Genomic DNA, 15,152 nt, shown 5'->3' on the forward strand with positions numbered 1-15,152 from the left:
CAGGGCCTGAGCTGTGACCGGCGGCGCGTGGGGTCCGTCGCCGCGGAGGCCGATGTCAGAGAGAGGCGGGGACGGGGTCGGGCTGTTTCGGGAAGGGGTGCACGGCGGGGAGGCCGAGGCGGATCTCGTCGCGTTCGCGGCGGGTGCGGCCGAGACGGAAAAGCCAGCGGTGGGTGCCGCGGTGGCGGACGTTGCGGGCGCCGACGGCGGCCAGGGCCTCGCGCAGCCACACAACCGGATCGGTGCCGGGCCGCGGTCGCGGCGCCCCGAGCGCGATGAGCTGCTCCCCCGCGTACCGGTAGCCCTGCTCCTGGCGGCGGATCTTCTGTGCGGCCCGCTCGTGGAAGACGGTGCCGTCGGGAAGGAGTTTCACGGTGCGGGGGGTGGCCCGGCCGGCGTACACGGCGTTCGTCGCGGCATAGATGGTCCCGACGTGCCCGGGCATCACCAGAGTTCCGGAAGCGGTGCGCCGTGGTACCGGGTCGGCGAAGGAGACGACCCCTCGCACTCCGCGGGCGTGCAGTTCGGCGTGGCAGCGCGCGAGGAACCAGCTCTCGGAATTTCCGGGGCACTCATCGAGGAGCACGAAGCGCTGGCATTCGACGGACTCGGTGAAAGGCCGCAGGTCAGGGAAGGGTCGGGTCAGCACGGCGGTGTTGACTGGAACGCCGAACACGGCAACGCCGGTGAGCTGGTGCACTCGGCCGGAGACGTCGTAGAGCCCGAACTGGACCGTCGAGACCGGGTTTATCTGCACCTGTCAAGCAAATCTCCAAGTAGGGGGGAGCCAAGCTTGCAGGCACGTCAGGGACGTGGACCGTTTGGTTGGCACTGTCCCCGCGCATCCCGCATTGCCATCCGACGACAGACCGGTCGTGGTCCGGAATCGGGATTCGGCGTCGAGCCGGTCGGCGCAGGGTGTCGTCCTGGCTGGAGGGGTAGACGGCGTGGAGTTTGCCGTCGTAGGAGGCCAGGGCTGCGCTGCGGCGGGATGCGTGGCTGTCGCCGAGGTGGGCGGGGTCGCTCCAGTAGGTGCCGTCGAAGTTGGAGTGGAGCAGGGTGGTGGAGCTGGGGCCCGCGGGGTAGAGCAGGTGCAGCTTTTCGTCGAGGACGGCCGGGGCGAAGTTAGCGGCCATGGTGCTGTCCCGAAGGCGGCCAGCACGACCACAGCGATCACCTGGCCCAGCACGTCCACGGCGAGTCCCCGCTTGCGGCCGGGCACTTTCTTGTTCGCGTCCCGTCGTCTCCGCGGGCTCTGCGGCCGCCGCGTGCGTCAGCACCAAGACCAAACGGATCGTCCGCCAGGCGGACGGAGGAGCAGACTTCGCCCTCGTCCGTCCGCACTCCTTGGGTAGCAGGCACTCTCTGCCACCGTCTGGAGGGAGACAGGGCCCTCTACTGGACGGAGAGGTACGCGCGCTACGTGCGACCGCGGGCGACGTGTTCGCGTACGGCGGGTGCTGTTTCGGCGGCGAAGCGTTCGAGCACGTATGGGTCGTCGCTGATCAAGAGGAAGACGCTGACACCATCCTCGAGGGCCATGTGGGCCAGTGCTTCGGGGGTCTGCTGGCCCGGGACGATGTTGAGCAGACGGGTGATCTCGCGGGGGTCACGTGCCGCTGCCCGTGCGGCGTCGTCGATGATCGCGTTTCCCCTCGGCAGGGCGCCGGGCTTCATGACCGGCAGCGACGCCAGCCACCCGTCGGCCTTGCGTCCGACGAGGTCCTGCATCTTCGGCTTGTGGGCGCCGAGCCAGATCGGAATTGTGTGTGCGGGCGCGGGTCCGCGCTCGGCGCCGTCGACCTTGTAGAACTCGCCGTCGGCAGTCAGGGGGCCGGACGCGTCGGCGTCCCAGATTCCGCGGATCACGTCGATCGCCTCGTCAAGCGCCGCCAAGCCCTGAAGTGGCGTCAGCCGGCGCCCGCCGACCGCGTGCACGGCGTCCCAGAAGTAGCCGGCCCCGATCCCGAGGTTCATCCGGCCATTGGAGAGCAGGTCGAGGCTGGCAGCCGCGCGGGCGAGCACGGCAGGGGGCTGGCGCAGCGGCAGGTTCAGCACGTTGCCGGACACGCCGATGCGCTCGGTCCGCGCTGCCACCCAGCTCAGCAGAGTCCAGGTATCGAGGAAGCTCGACTGGTAGGGGTGGTCCTGGAAGGTGACGAAGTCGAAACCGAGCCGCTCACTGAGCTGGGCCAACTCGACCGGGCGATGCGCCGGAGAGTTGGTGGGTGCGATGAACGTTGCGAAACGCAGAGGATGACCGTAGTCAGGCATGGGTGTCTTCTTCCGCCAGTCGTATGTGGCCAGCCGTTCGATGAGAGGCGTCGCCGACCTGCACGATGGCGCCTTCGCCGCTGCTGGACGCGGGCCGTAGCAGTTCAGGGCCGATTGCTTGCCTGCACGTCGGATGGCGCATCGGCCGACCGGTGTCTCGGGCAGGCCGAACCCGCGCCTGCCCGAGAGGGTCGCCGGTGCGCGCAGCTTGCCCCGGAGGCCGGGGTACCTTCAGCCCGAGGCGTTGATGCCGAGGCTGATGTCGAATCCCGCGCCATGGCCGGCCACGCCCATCAGGAGCGGACCCGCGGCCTCCAGCCAGTGCGCCATCGCGAGGCCGCCGGCATCCAGCGGGCGCAGTCCAAGGCTCTCGATGAATGCCGACACGCTCGCCTTGGCGTGCGGGTCGTCGCCGGCGATGAACACGTCCAGCGGTCCACCCTTCGCCAGGACGTGGCCGAAGACGGTGTTGAACGCCTTCACGATGTGCACGCCTGCCGGGGCGGCCTTGGCGATCTCCTGCGCACCGGACGTGCCGTCCGGGGTGACCAGCGCGGTGGCATCGGCGTTGAAGGTGTTCGAGATGTCGATGACGACTTTACCGGCCAGCGCCTCCCCGTACTGGGCGACGACCTGCGCGGCGCTGGCGTAGGGCACGGCGAGGACGACGAGGTCGCCGGCCGGGGCCGTTGCGAATGTCCCGGCCGTTGCGCCGCCGCCGAGCGTGGCGGCCAGTTCCTTGGCCTTGGCCGCGTCGCGGCCGATGACCTCGACGGCGTTGCCGCCCTCAACCGCGCGGGTGGCGATGGCGCGGGCCATGCCTCCGAGTCCGATCAAGCTGACGTTGCTCATGGAAGAGTCCTTCTCTTTCGGTGGTCTGGGTTCTGCTTTCCGTTGGCGGGGCGGGCCGGGGCCGATCGCCCAGCCGCTGGGCGTCAGATCTGGCTGAACCCGCCGTCGACGACCAGGTTTGCGCCGGTGATGAAGCCGGCGTCCGGGGAGGCGAAGTACAGCGCGGCAGCTGCGATCTCCTCGCTGGTTCCCAGCCGTCCCAGGGGGATGAGGGAAGTGATCTGCTCCCGGAATTCGGGAGTGACGGTGCTGAAGAGCGCGGTGTCGATCGAGCCGGGACTGACGACGTTCACCCGGATGCCCCGGTCCTTCAGCTCCGCCGCCCAGGTGCGCGCGAGTGAGCGAACGGCCGCCTTGCTGGCTGAGTACACGCCGGCGCCGGGGACGCCCTTGGTCGCGCTGGTGGAGCCATTCAGGATGATCGACGCACCGTCGCTCATCAGCGGCAGCAAGGACTGAACGGTGAACACGGTGCCCCGGAAGTTGACGCCCACGATCGCGTCGAACGACTCCGGGGTGATGCTGCCCAGCGGGTCGGACACCGAGCCGAGGCCAGCACTGGCGAACAGGACATCGACGCGTCCGTGCTGCTCTCGCACGGTCTGGGCCAAGCGGGCGAGGTCGTCCAGATTTCCTGAGTCCGCCTGCACGCCCGTCACGTCGTGGCCGATGGCGGCTACCGCCTCGTCCAGTCGGTCCTTGTCCCGCCCGGTGATGAAGACGTGGGCGCCTTCAGCCACGAACAGCTTGGCCGTTGCCAGCGCCATCCCGGACGTGGCTCCGGTGATCACTGCGATCTTGCCATCCAACTTGGACATGGTGAACTTGCCTTTCTGTCGACCCGGGGTCGATCGGGGATGCGGGCTCCGTCCGCGAGGACGCCTCAGCCCGAAGCCAGGAGCCGCTGAAGCGGGCCTCCGGGGCATGCACGGCCGGCGGGACAGCGCCAGTGGCCGGAAGCGCACTCCTCAATGAGGTCGGACTTCACTAGAGGAACTCTTCAAGCTACGAAACGACGCTAACATGTAGGTGCGCACGCATGCAAATGTGCTCGCACTTAGTTGTGAGCGCTCTGCTAGCGGTATGCTGACGGATGTGAAGGCTCCCGCATCGAACCTGCAAGTCATCTCCCCGGACCAGGTCAGGGGATGGTTTGCCCTCCTGCTCACCCATGCCACGGTTACCGGGCGGATCCATGCGGCGCTGATGGAACGGCACAAGATCTCCTTCAGCACCGTCGAGATCCTGTGCTGGCTCCTGGAGACCGAGCCCCAGTCGGTCCGAGCCCTGTCCGGCCAGCTCGTCAGCGTCAGCCCCACCAGAGCATCACGGCTGGTCCAGGACCTCATCGACGCCGGGCACCTCCAGCGCGGCGCCGATCAGGGCGACGGGCGGGTATCGCTCATCCGCTTCACAGAGAGCGGACGGCTCTACGCCGAGACGATCAAGCGAACCTTCGAAGGAACGGTCAAGAAGTACTTCGTCGATCCTCTCGACAACGAGGACATCGCCGCCCTCATCCGCATATGGGCCAAACTCGAGAACGCCGGACTCGGTCCGAGCTGACGCACCGCGTCACTGAGGCGTCCGGACAGGGGCCTGACCACTGATCGCCGTGCAGCGCTCGCGTGAGAGTGCGGTACGTGGCCTGATGTCGGTTTGACGGTTGGGGTTGGGCGAGGGGTCCCGGCCGGCGGGGCGGACTGGTACCCAGGTGCGAGGTTGAGCGGGCAGGCGGGTTCGGATTCGGTGGGAATGCCCCCTGTGACCAGGCGTTTCGGCTTAGACCGGATGCCTTCGGTGTTCTTCGGCAGGATCGGCAGGTCGAGTGCCTTGCATAGATCCCCGGCCCGCATCGGACGACTCCGCCCCAGAGCTGCCGGACGGGGCGGCCCACCAAAGGATCATGGCGGTCTTCGCTCAGGTAGACGGCCCGCTACGGGCGCGGGCGTGTGTGAGGCCATGGACCTGAACCCGGCACCGAACATTAGGGTCCGTCTTCAAAGATCATCGGATGGTGGATCATGGTGGGGTGATACGTCGCCATGAACTCACCGATCAGGAGTGGGAGTTACTCGCTCCGTTGATACCGCGGGCCGCGACGGGCCGTCCGCGTGTGGAGGATCGACAGGTCATCAACGGGATGGTCTACAAGATCCGGACCGGGATCTCCTGGCGTGACCTGCCGGATCGCTACGGGCCATGGAAGACGGTCTACACCCGCTTCCGCCGCTATGCGCTGGACGGCGTGTTCACCCGGGCCCTCCAGCAGATCCAGGCACACGCGGACGCGGCCGGCGACATCGACTGGCTCGTCCAGATCGACTCCACCATCGTCCGCGCCCACCAGCACGCCGCCGCCACCGGCCGAAAAGGGGGAACCACCCACCGGACGAACCGGACGATCACGCCCTCGGCCGATCGCGAGGAGGCCTGACCACCAAAATCCATCTCGCCTGCGACGGCAAGGGCCGCCCGCTCGCGATCCTGCTGACACCCGGCCAACGCCACGACAGCATCTGCGCGCGTCCCCTCCTGGAACGCATCCGCGTCCCGCGGACCGGCCTTGGCCGGCCCCGCTCCAAACCCGACCAGGTCATCGCCGACAAGGCCTACAGCTCACGAGGATTCCGCGCCTACCTGCGCAAACGCGGCATCGCGTGCACCATCCCGGAGAAAGCCGACCAGCAGCGACACCGGCTGGGCCGCGGCCGTCGCGGCGGCCGGCCACCGGCATTCGACCGACAGATCTATCGCCGCCGCAACGTAGTTGAGCGCTGCTTCAACCGCCTCAAAGGCTTCCGCGGCATCGCCACCAGATACGACAAGACCGCCACCTCCTACGAGGCAGCGGTCAATCTCGCATCATTCCTGCTCTGGGCAAGATCAGTTTGAAGACGGACCCTAGGTTGCGTCCGGCAAGCCCAAGGCGACCATGAGGGCTGAGGAAAGCTCTTCCGCGAAGAGGGCCGACACGGTGAGTGTCTGCCGGATGGCTTCCTCGTCGGGTGTCAGTCCCGCGGCGGCCGACCAGGCGAGAGCGCCGGCTACAGCGGGTTCGATAGGGAAGTGCTCCAGAGGTATCTCGTAGCTCTTCGCCATCTCCCGGTTGAGCAGGCCCTCCCAGCTGTTGCCCTCAGGCGTGAGGGCCTCGATGAAGCCCACATCGCTGTCGAGGAAGGACACCATAACGGCCGGTTCCCCCGTTCGCTGGACGAGGTTCGCCAGGCTGCGTCGTCCGGCGTCAGCGAAGTCCGCGACCTGCCAACCCTCCGCCATCGCGCTCGTGGCGTCGATGCCTGTGAACCCGGCTACCCGCATGAACTGGTGCAGTTCCCCCGTGGACCGGGTTGTCAATGATCCGCCTGAATTTCCCATGTCCCGCAAGTTAGCCGATGCCTCCGACAAGGAAACCCGTACCCCTTCTGTCCTACGCGGACTTCCGCTCTCGTGTCCCGGCTTCCCCGAACCGCCTGACAGAAAGTCAGGACCCGCGCACCGCCTGCCGCTCCCCCTCCTCCCGCCCTCGCCCCCCCATAGCCCGCCAACTCGATCGGGTCGGTGATCAATCTGTGTCAGAACCCGCCCTGACATCTACGAGAACCCAGGTGGGGAACATGCGCGAGGCGGGAGCGGTAGCGATCGCATGCTTGGCGGCCATAACCCTTGCGGCCTGCGGCGGGGCCCAGAGCGACGCCGCACAGGCCAAGCTGGACGGCAGCGGCCAGCAGGCCCGCCCGGGGGCGGGGGCAAAGTACCGCGCGACGGTCGCGCAGTGGAAGGCTCAGCAGGCGGCCAAGCGTCCCAAGGTCGCGAAACGCGTCACCAACGACCGTCTGCGCGAGTACGTCCGACAGCGCCTGGAAGGCACCGTACGACTCGCTGACGGCACGGTCGTAGCAGGTCCGGACGCTGACGGCTCCTCTGCCTCGCGGCCGGGGGTGTCCCACCTGTCCGCGGCGCGCGTGAAGCTCTCGCGGCTCAGCGAGACCCAGACACCCCAGGAGAACTCGTCGTCGCTGCCGATGACCGGTATCTCGATCAGACCCTTGACGAAGTAGTGCTGGGCCTGGATGACGCACTGATCTGAGGACAGCATGCTGGCCGAACGATCAGAGAAACTCTCGTCCCACACGTAGGGAGCGGTTGCCGAGTAGTTCATCGGGAGCTCCGTGTGGTGCGCCCCGCAGCACGAGCAGCTGAAACCGTGATCGTTAGTCATGGTCGGGAGCCTACTGACCCTTTCGGATTGCCTTCGGGTGGTGCGGGGTGAGGGTCAGTCCCAGGTTCGGTGAGGCAGCCGTCGATGAGTTCGGGATGGCGCTGGGTGTGGGCGAGTCTTCGGCGGAGGGTCCGGGTGAGGTGGTCGGGGTCGGTGAAGGTGGTGTTGGCCATCCGCCCTCACCGCAGTAGGGACCAGATGCCTTCGACGGGGTTCAGGTCCGGGCTGCAGGAGAGGAGTTGGATGATGGTGAGCCATTCGTAGTCGGCTGCGACAGCCAGGTGGTGCAGGGTGACCAGACCACCGGTGCCGCAGTCCTTTGCGAGTGCCGTTTCAGCAAAGGCCTGGCAGCCGACTTCAGAATGTCCCACCTCGCGCTGCGAAGGCCCCGTTCGTGTGCAGCCCCGCCGTGGTTGCGGAGCGGCGCCGGGTGCCACCCCTGGATGATCTAGAGTTCCGGCGGGCGGGCAGTCGACCCGCCGCACAGGTCTCGACTCAGGGGTGGGTATTGATCACTGCACGATCTGCTGCGCTGCAGCGGAGTGGACAGGCCGGGCGGCGCGTCGCCGCCGCGGCGGTGGCCGGGGGTATGGCGCTGGTGGGCGTGGGGCTCACGGCGCCGACCGCCCACGCGGCCGAGGGCGACATCTCGTTCTCGAAGGTCGTCATCAACAACGGCAAGCCCATCGTCGTCGGCATCAGTGCCGAGGTCGAGGTCCCGATGACCTACACGGTGAAGAGCAGTGTGTCGCTCGACGACTGGTGGGTCGAGGCGTACCGCAGCAACAACTCCACCAAGTACCTGCTCGCGATCTCCACGACCCGGTGGACCTGCAAGTCGTCCTCGGCGGGGGGCTACACCTTCCGCGACTGCGACGAGACGATGTCGATCGACCCGGACGCCATGCCGGGCGGCAATGGCAACCACTTGGTCAACAGTGACGCCGCCGAATGGAAGACCCTCGGCACCGGCATCAAGAAGAACGGCGGTTACGACACCGACCTCCTGTCTGCGACGACCCGTCTCCTGCGTGCCTCGCGCATCCAGAACACGAACGCGTCCCCGGAGCCCGTCGCCAAGGGTAAGCAGATCACGGTGACCGGTACTGTGCAGCACGCCAACTGGAGTCAGCACCGCTACGACAACTACGGCGGGCGCCTGGTGAAGCTGCAGTTCAAGCCCGCCGGTTCCAGCACCTACGCGACGGTCAAGACAGTGACCGCCGGCAGCACGGGCTCCCTGAAAACCACCGTGACAGCCTCTCAGGACGGCACCTGGCGCTGGAGTTACGGAGGCAACACCACCACCGGTGCCAGCAACTCCTCCGGTGACTACGTCGACGTGACCTGAGGACCCGAACTACGGTCACCGGGCCTGACGGCGCAGCGAAGGCCCCACTCCGGCGGGGCCTTCCGCGTGCCGTCCGGCAGTCGCGCAGCCATCGCCTGAATCGACTTGCGGCGCCCGTCCGGCACCGACACCGGCACCGGCACCGGTGCCGGCAAGTCTCACCTGCTGATCGCGCTCGGCACGGAGGCCGCGGTGGCCGGCTACCGGGTCAAGTACGTCCTGGCAACGAAGCTGGTCAACGCCCGGGGCAAGCGTCATCCAGTTGCCGTGTTCACCACAGCACGGTCCGCTGGCCGGTGTCACGATGCTGACGGGGCGGCCGCCCTGCACTACACACGGCGCCCCACGCCGTGCGCGGCCGACGCCCCCGAACAGGCCGCGCACGGCCCCGCACCGGGCGAGCCCGTCGCCGCGGAACGCGGCCACCAACTTCCCCGCCGCGGGTCATGCAGCCCAGACGAACGCGGCGAGCTGCGGGAGCGTGGCGGCGGTGAAACCGGCGCGCCTGGATCGTGTGGTCGACAGAAAAATCCTGAGCGTCACCGGTACTCCTGTGCCTCGACCACGATCGGGGGGCGGGTCGAGGCACAGCGCCTGGTTTCACCGGACCGGTGCATCGGAGGATCGGCTCGGTCTGGTCTGTGGTCGCGCGCCGGCGAGGCCTTCATGCTTGCTCCGCTCCGTGCCAGGCCTGCTCACGGACGTCACGTTCTGGGGTTGATACCAGCCCTGTGCGCCCTTTGGCGCCCCGTCGTAGAGGACGCATGACCTACCGCCCCAAGTACGACCCGGCCGCCGAAGCCGTCCACGAAGCGATGCCGCCAGCCGCCAGTGAAACCCTTACCCTTGCGTTAGCCCACGCCTGTCACGAGCCGCGTGGCGCCACCGAGCCCTACGGCGAGGGTGACGGCATGGTGCGCATGATCGTCACGGAGCAGGCTTTCGCTGTACCGCTCCTCGGAAACACACTCGGAGACGATCACCGTGCCGCAGATCAACTACCTGGGATAGATCATGATCGAATACGTGCCCTACAGCGGCGAGCCAGGAGCCTACTCCCCCGCCGTCATCTGCGACACGTGCCGCGAGCAGATCGTCGGCGAAGGCCTCGCCGTCTGGCGAATCAAGCTCCGCGTGAAAGACGAGCCACGGCAGCAGACCCCGCTCTACACCACCCACAAGCGCGAATGCGAGCAAGCCCTCCATAGCCAGCTCAACGGGCCATACCCCCTCGCCGATAACTGGATCGACTTCTCAGAAGAGATCGACGTCTTCCTCAAACAACTGAGCAGAAACATCAACCGGTCGCCCATCAACGATCCCGACGGCTCGTAGCACCAGCCGATCCTGCGCATATCCGCAGATCCGCACCACGAGGTGCCCGCAGCCCCATCGCACAGGACGCCGCCCCCGCCCGGAAAGGCGCATTCCAGGAGTCGTTGCAACACGAGTGATCAACTGGCTGTTGCCAGGAGCTTAGCGAGGCGCTCGGCTGGGGTTTCCCAGCCGAGCGTTTTGCGTGGCCTGCTGTTCAGCTCGGCGGCAACGGCGTCCAGGTGCTCGCGGCTGTGGCGGGAGAGGTCAGTGCCTTTGGGGAAGTACTGCCTCAACAGGCCGTTCGTGTTCTCGTTCGAGCCGCGCTGCCAGGGACTGCCGGGATCGCAGAAGAAGACGGGGATGTCCGTGGCGATGGTGAACTCCTTGTGCCGGGACATCTCAGACCCTTGGTCCCAGGTCAGGGACCTGAGCAAATGCGGCGGGAGCGTCTGCACGGTCTGGACCAGCGCGTCCCGCGTGCTGGCGGCGGAGTAGCCGTCAGGGAGATGGGCGAGCATCACGTAGCGGGTGCTGCGCTCGACGAGTGTGGCGATGGCCGACTTGTGGTCCTTGCCGATGATGAGGTCGCCCTCCCAGTGGCCGGGGACGGCGCGGGCGGCGGCCTCGGCAGGCCGTTCGCTGATCATCACCTTGTCCGGGATATTGCGGGGCCTGCGCTTGTAGGACTGGCGGTGCGGCCGGCGCATCGTGCGGCCTGTCCGCAGGGCTTTGGCCAGCTCGCGGCGGAGTTCTCCGCGGCCCTGGACGTAGAGGGCCTGGTAGATCGTCTCGTGGACCACGTGCATCTCCGGCCGGTCGGGGAAGGCGGTCCGCAGAGCCTGGCAGATCTGTTCCGGGCTCCAGCGCAGGGAGAGGTGGTGCTGGATGAATTCCCGCAGCTCGGAGTTCTGGCCGATCTTTCCTGTCTTGGGCCGTGGACGGCGCTCCTCCGCCCGTCGGTGTGCGGCGTGCGGCCGGTAGACCCAGTCCTTGCCGCGCCAGAGCGCACCGTTGCGGCGTATCTCCCTGCTGATGGTGGAGGGACTGCGGCCCAGCTCGGCGGCTATCTGCCGGATGGACGCCTTCTCCCGCAGCCGGTCGGCGATGTGGATGCGGTCTGCTTCCCGGAGGTAGCGGGAGGGGCCGGTAGCCGGAGGGCCGGCCGTGATCGGTGGCCTCGGCTTGCCGAAGGTCGGCGAGTGGTACCCGTTGCGCCATCTCTTGCCGGTCCGACGGTTGACCCCGACGATTCTGCACGCTTCCGCGTTGCCGTAGCCCCGGGCTTCTGTCCTCACGGATCTCGAAGTCCATCGCACCCCTTGAGCTGGGGTGTTGCAACGACTACTAGGGTCCGTCTTCAAAGATCATCGGATAGTGGATCATGGTGGGGTGATACGTCGCCATGAACTCACCGATCAGGAGTGGGAGTTACTCGCTCCGTTGATACCGCGGGCCGCGACGGGCCGTCCGCGTGTGGAGGATCGACAGGTCATCAACGGGATGGTCTACAAGATCCGGACCGGGATCTCCTGGCGTGACCTGCCGGATCGCTACGGGCCATGGAAGACGGTCTACACCCGCTTCCGCCGCTATGCGCTGGACGGCGTGTTCACCCGGGCCCTCCAGCAGATCCAGGCACACGCGGACGCGGCCGGCGACATCGACTGGCTCGTCCAGATCGACTCCACCATCGTCCGCGCCCACCAGCACGCCGCCGCCACCGGCCGAAAAGGGGGAACCACCCACCGGACGAACCGGACGATCACGCCCTCGGCCGATCGCGAGGAGGCCTGACCACCAAAATCCATCTCGCCTGCGACGGCAAGGGCCGCCCGCTCGCGATCCTGCTGACACCCGGCCAACGCCACGACAGCATCTGCGCGCGTCCCCTCCTGGAACGCATCCGCGTCCCGCGGACCGGCCTTGGCCGGCCCCGCTCCAAACCCGACCAGGTCATCGCCGACAAGGCCTACAGCTCACGAGGATTCCGCGCCTACCTGCGCAAACGCGGCATCGCGTGCACCATCCCGGAGAAAGCCGACCAGCAGCGACACCGGCTGGGCCGCGGCCGTCGCGGCGGCCGGCCACCGGCATTCGACCGACAGATCTATCGCCGCCGCAACGTAGTTGAGCGCTGCTTCAACCGCCTCAAAGGCTTCCGCGGCATCGCCACCAGATACGACAAGACCGCCACCTCCTACGAGGCAGCGGTCAATCTCGCATCATTCCTGCTCTGGGCAAGATCAGTTTGAAGACGGACCCTAGAACCCAAGTCGTTCTGGCAGGGGCTCAAGAGGGAGACGATGCACCAGCGGATGTTCTCGACGGTGCGTCAGGCGAGGCTGGAGATCTTCCAGTGGCTGACCTACTACAACGCCCGACGGCGCCACAGCGCCCTCAACTACCTCTCGCCAGCCGAGTTCGAACAGCAGCACCAGCGAGGACGTAAACTCACACTCGCCGCATGAACCCCTGTGTCCACACTCCGGGGGACACCTCATGATCGACTGCCTTCGTCACCGCGGGCAAGGGATCTCCACTGGTCCCGATGCCGCCGAGCGACGGGAACACAGAGGACGCTTCGTAGCGGGTCAGGGAGGCCCGAGGTCGGTGCTGCATCACCCGCCCGAGCAACCGACACGACGATCGACGAAAACGTCGAAAGTCGAGCTGGAGGAACAAGAAACCCAAGGTCAGCGCCTTGCACCTGTGGCAAGAGCAGCGCCGGAGGTCGCGCCGACTTCCGAGAGCCGACCCGTCGACAGCGGCTGAATCTAACTCTTCTCCAAACGATCGTGTCCACGACATAATGCCGCCTGATCTTCGAGGTGCCGGCGGAACGGGTGCGCCGGACACGAATCGAGAAGGGAACGCACATGTCAGCACGTCGGATCCTCGCAACCATGGCGGCCGCGACTCTGGCGGCTGGTGGGCTCACTGCCATGACCACCACGCCAGCCAGCGCAGCAACATGCCTGGGTACTGCCAAGAGCTTCAATCCCGTTGACAACGGGAACGAATACGTGTGGCCCGCATCCGGTTATGCCTACGCCACGTCCAACTGCAACGACATCAACGTCAAGCCGTCCATCGCAGCCGGCGGCGGGTTCGACTTCGTGCCCGTGCGCACCTGTTTCTACCCCACGAGCGGCAGCTCCTACTGCAATGCCTACCGCGACATCACGGTCGGAACCTGGAGTCTGGCAGCCACCGACGTCAAGGACGGCACCAGATTCATAGTGCAATTCCAGTTCAGCACCAAGGGATCGATCGCTTACTGACCTGACTCGTGCTGCTGTCCGCGAGAGGCTCCGGCGCGTCACACGTGCTGGAGCCCTTCGCCCAAGCTGCCAGTCTGAACGGCGTTGACACCGGCCTTCGCCCCGGTTCGGCGGACCCAGGACGACCGGTGGGCAGCCAACCTCGCCGCCGCCCGCCAGTTCCACGCCCGCGAAGGCCACCTAAAGTTCCCAGGAAGACGGTGAAAGACGTCGCGGGCGAACGGATCAAATTCGGAGCGTCCCTCGACAACACCCGCCGCAGGGCCAGCGAACTCACCGCGGAACGTGTGTGCGGAACTCGACGAGCTTGGGATGATGACCCGATCCGTGACGCTGGCGGGGGTCTGCGTCGGGCGGGCGCGGGCTTGCGCTCGAGCGGGAAGGCCGCGCCCGGCATCGGGTGTCCCGGTCCGGTGCGTACCGGGACACCCATCAGCATCGTGACACCGGCCATGTGAGCGCGCCGCGCTGAACAGAGCGGCCGGATGACGGACGGCTTCGCCCCGAGCCGTGCACAGCCCTTCAGACCGCACAACGACGGGTGGCACAAGCCCAGGGCGATCTGCCCCAGGCAGGGAAGAGTGTGTGTGCAAGTCCCCAGGTCGACTGCGCCATAACCGTTGGCGTCGATGTCCGCCCGAGAGATGGGAGTCGGGCAGGTTCTCCGTCACAGTGAACGTACTCGACCGAGGGGAAGCCGTGGCGGGGGAAGGAGGACCGATGACGGAACCCGGTCTGTTCGAGCTGGAAGCCGTTGTGGTGCGGCAGCCGAAGCGTTCACGGTGGCGTAGGTATGCGGGCCCCGCCTTGGCCGTGTCCACCGTGAAGGGGACTCCGCTCGCCTGGGTCACGTACTCCGACGACACGTACTCCCTCCTCACGAAAACGTCCGGTGAGTTCATTGTCGGCATCGAGCAGCTCGGGCCGGTGGAATTCCGCTTCACCGACGCCGCGGACCGGGAGGTCGGCACCGCCGGTGCCTCTGGACTCATCAAGACCCGGCAGCTGGGCCTCCAGTCGGAGCAGGGACGCCAACTACTCCTCACACGGCCGGGTCTCCTGTTCGCCGAATGGCATCTCACGGAGACCGATCCGGAAGGGGGCCCAGCGCCGGAGATTCTCGGCCGGGTCACGGTGAGCACCATCGACTCGTGGATGGGGTTGCAGCAGTACGTTGTCGAAATGGACCCTCGCCTGGACGCCTCCGAACGGCGGACCGTCGTCGCCTCGGTCGTCTGTTTGCACCTGCTCCGCCGGCCTCCGGGTGCCCATATCGCGCCGGCGTGAGAGGGGCCCTGGTGCTGTGTCTGGGACGATTCACCACCCCTGGAAAAGCATCCAGCGCAGCGTGCACGAGCTTGCGGCCCCTGCGCAGGCCCGCGTCAGCCGGCCGGAGGAGCTTCGTCGCCGACGATGAGCACGGCCAACTCCCGCAAGCGCCGGGTATACCGCAGTTCCTCTGCCCTGGTGATCACCCGCACGACGTGGTCCAGGTCCGCGACACCCTCGCGCAGGATCTGCATGCTCCCCGCATCTGGCGAGCCACCGCTGCTCAGCCAGGTGGACACACACCCTGCCACGGCCGCATCGAGCCACACCATGTCGATCCCGCACCTGGTGAGGACCACCCGGCGAGGGCAGAACTCCGCGAACTTCCCTGCCGCCTCCAGGGCCAACTGCGAGGCGCCCGTGGCCCGCACGGTGGCGGCCCGCACCCGGCACGGGCGGGTGGCGTGCAACAGGCCCAACCGACGTGCTCAGCTCAAGCTGCCGCGGGGTCCGCTCCGATCTAGCGAGGCGGACATGCCGGGCTTCAGGGCCACTACAGGATCCGGTTCAGCTCACCGCTACCAGT

15 protein-coding genes and 4 pseudogenes are annotated in these 15,152 nt (G+C 67.2%); 10 read left to right on the plus strand and 9 right to left on the minus strand.

The genetic code is table 11. From position 1 onward, the window contains the following. Window positions 1–55: 55 nt before the first annotated feature. From OG776_RS04190 to OG776_RS04210, 4 genes are all read right to left on the minus strand, one after another. The gene (locus tag OG776_RS04190) at window positions 56–757 is read right to left on the minus strand and encodes a Mom family adenine methylcarbamoylation protein (RefSeq protein ID WP_329318998.1); all 702 of its coding nucleotides are present in this window, start codon (window positions 755–757) and stop codon (window positions 56–58) included. Between the two features lie 662 nt (window positions 758–1,419). Then, complete coding sequence (locus OG776_RS04200) at window positions 1,420–2,274, minus strand: LLM class flavin-dependent oxidoreductase (RefSeq protein ID WP_329319000.1); 855 nt, start codon at window positions 2,272–2,274, stop codon at window positions 1,420–1,422. Window positions 2,275–2,505: 231 nt separating this feature from the next. After that, window positions 2,506–3,126: an NADPH-dependent F420 reductase gene (locus tag OG776_RS04205; protein WP_329319002.1), complete on the minus strand. Its 621-nt coding sequence runs from the start codon at window positions 3,124–3,126 to the stop codon at window positions 2,506–2,508. An 83-nt stretch (window positions 3,127–3,209) separates the two neighbouring features. Further along, window positions 3,210–3,944 (minus strand): SDR family oxidoreductase, encoded by a 735-nt coding sequence (locus OG776_RS04210; protein ID WP_329319004.1) that lies wholly within the window; start codon window positions 3,942–3,944, stop codon window positions 3,210–3,212. Between the two features lie 277 nt (window positions 3,945–4,221). Here OG776_RS04210 and OG776_RS04215 point away from each other — a divergent pair, with 277 nt between their 5' ends. Both OG776_RS04215 and OG776_RS04220 read left to right on the plus strand, forming a co-directional pair. Then, on the plus strand, window positions 4,222–4,692 hold the full coding sequence (locus OG776_RS04215; RefSeq protein ID WP_329319006.1) for a MarR family winged helix-turn-helix transcriptional regulator: 471 nt from the start codon (window positions 4,222–4,224) through the stop codon (window positions 4,690–4,692). 469 nt (window positions 4,693–5,161) lie between these two features. Continuing rightward, a protein-coding gene (locus OG776_RS04220) for an IS5 family transposase (protein ID WP_443077347.1) occupies window positions 5,162–6,021 on the plus strand; the annotation gives its coding sequence in 2 pieces (ribosomal slippage) (window positions 5,162–5,512 and window positions 5,515–6,021; 858 coding nt in all). Window positions 6,022–6,030: 9 nt separating this feature from the next. On the opposite strand, the gene OG776_RS04225 is transcribed toward OG776_RS04220, so the two are convergent. Beyond that, on the minus strand, window positions 6,031–6,504 hold the full coding sequence (locus OG776_RS04225) for a hypothetical protein (protein ID WP_222723902.1): 474 nt from the start codon (window positions 6,502–6,504) through the stop codon (window positions 6,031–6,033). Window positions 6,505–6,878: 374 nt separating this feature from the next. On the opposite strand from OG776_RS04225, the pseudogene OG776_RS04230 reads away from it, so the two are divergent. Then, window positions 6,879–7,034, plus strand: a pseudogene (locus tag OG776_RS04230) (IS30 family transposase); the annotation flags it as partial. A 7-nt stretch (window positions 7,035–7,041) separates the two neighbouring features. Here the strand turns inward: OG776_RS04230 and OG776_RS04235 are convergent. Together OG776_RS04235 and OG776_RS04240 are read right to left on the minus strand one after the other, a co-directional pair. Further along, a pseudogene (locus OG776_RS04235) lies at window positions 7,042–7,288 on the minus strand (DUF2199 domain-containing protein); the annotation flags it as partial. 239 nt (window positions 7,289–7,527) lie between these two features. After that, complete coding sequence (locus OG776_RS04240) at window positions 7,528–7,719, minus strand: hypothetical protein (protein ID WP_187286147.1); 192 nt, start codon at window positions 7,717–7,719, stop codon at window positions 7,528–7,530. Window positions 7,720–7,937: 218 nt separating this feature from the next. Here OG776_RS04240 and OG776_RS04245 point away from each other — a divergent pair, with 218 nt between their 5' ends. From OG776_RS04245 to OG776_RS04255, 3 genes and pseudogenes are all read left to right on the plus strand, one after another. After that, window positions 7,938–8,699 carry a hypothetical protein gene (locus OG776_RS04245; protein ID WP_329319009.1) on the plus strand — a complete coding sequence of 254 codons (762 nt, stop codon included), beginning with the start codon at window positions 7,938–7,940 and terminating at the stop codon, window positions 8,697–8,699. A 141-nt stretch (window positions 8,700–8,840) separates the two neighbouring features. After that, window positions 8,841–8,939 (plus strand): annotated as a pseudogene (locus tag OG776_RS04250) (ATP-binding protein); the annotation flags it as partial. A gap of 774 nt (window positions 8,940–9,713) precedes the next feature. Further along, window positions 9,714–10,034 (plus strand): hypothetical protein, encoded by a 321-nt coding sequence (locus OG776_RS04255; protein WP_329319011.1) that lies wholly within the window; start codon window positions 9,714–9,716, stop codon window positions 10,032–10,034. A gap of 119 nt (window positions 10,035–10,153) precedes the next feature. On the opposite strand, the gene OG776_RS04260 is transcribed toward OG776_RS04255, so the two are convergent. Beyond that, window positions 10,154–11,311 (minus strand): IS30 family transposase, encoded by a 1,158-nt coding sequence (locus OG776_RS04260; RefSeq protein WP_443077193.1) that lies wholly within the window; start codon window positions 11,309–11,311, stop codon window positions 10,154–10,156. A 97-nt stretch (window positions 11,312–11,408) separates the two neighbouring features. Between OG776_RS04260 and OG776_RS04265 the strand changes: the two genes are divergently transcribed. From OG776_RS04265 to OG776_RS04280, 4 genes and pseudogenes are all read left to right on the plus strand, one after another. After that, window positions 11,409–12,268 (plus strand): IS5 family transposase gene (locus OG776_RS04265; RefSeq protein WP_443077347.1). Its coding sequence is split into 2 segments (ribosomal slippage): window positions 11,409–11,759 and window positions 11,762–12,268, totalling 858 coding nucleotides; the frame shifts between segments, so codons are not numbered across the junction. 33 nt (window positions 12,269–12,301) lie between these two features. Further along, window positions 12,302–12,484, plus strand: a pseudogene (locus OG776_RS04270) (IS3 family transposase); the annotation flags it as partial. A gap of 435 nt (window positions 12,485–12,919) precedes the next feature. Further along, window positions 12,920–13,297, plus strand: a complete 378-nt coding sequence (locus tag OG776_RS04275; protein WP_329319013.1) for a hypothetical protein — start codon at window positions 12,920–12,922, stop codon at window positions 13,295–13,297. 720 nt (window positions 13,298–14,017) lie between these two features. Next, window positions 14,018–14,584, plus strand: a complete 567-nt coding sequence (locus OG776_RS04280; protein WP_329319015.1) for a hypothetical protein — start codon at window positions 14,018–14,020, stop codon at window positions 14,582–14,584. 95 nt (window positions 14,585–14,679) lie between these two features. On the opposite strand, the gene OG776_RS04285 is transcribed toward OG776_RS04280, so the two are convergent. Further along, complete coding sequence (locus tag OG776_RS04285) at window positions 14,680–15,036, minus strand: hypothetical protein (RefSeq protein WP_329319018.1); 357 nt, start codon at window positions 15,034–15,036, stop codon at window positions 14,680–14,682. Window positions 15,037–15,152: the final 116 nt, after the last annotated feature.

The organism is Streptomyces sp. NBC_01689 (genome assembly GCF_036250675.1).
Classification (GTDB): Bacteria; Actinomycetota; Actinomycetes; order Streptomycetales; family Streptomycetaceae; genus Streptomyces.

Coding starts and splice junctions, on each gene's coding strand:
- OG776_RS04200 (WP_329319000.1), bottom strand. CDS start 2,274: ATGCCTGACTACGGTCATCCTCTGCGTTTCGCAACGTTCATCGCACCC.
- OG776_RS04205 (WP_329319002.1), bottom strand. CDS start 3,126: ATGAGCAACGTCAGCTTGATCGGACTCGGAGGCATGGCCCGCGCCATC.
- OG776_RS04210 (WP_329319004.1), bottom strand. CDS start 3,944: ATGTCCAAGTTGGATGGCAAGATCGCAGTGATCACCGGAGCCACGTCC.
- OG776_RS04225 (WP_222723902.1), bottom strand. CDS start 6,504: ATGGGAAATTCAGGCGGATCATTGACAACCCGGTCCACGGGGGAACTG.
- OG776_RS04245 (WP_329319009.1), top strand. CDS start 7,938: ATGGCGCTGGTGGGCGTGGGGCTCACGGCGCCGACCGCCCACGCGGCC.
- OG776_RS04255 (WP_329319011.1), top strand. CDS start 9,714: ATGATCGAATACGTGCCCTACAGCGGCGAGCCAGGAGCCTACTCCCCC.
- OG776_RS04275 (WP_329319013.1), top strand. CDS start 12,920: ATGGCGGCCGCGACTCTGGCGGCTGGTGGGCTCACTGCCATGACCACC.
- OG776_RS04280 (WP_329319015.1), top strand. CDS start 14,018: ATGACGGAACCCGGTCTGTTCGAGCTGGAAGCCGTTGTGGTGCGGCAG.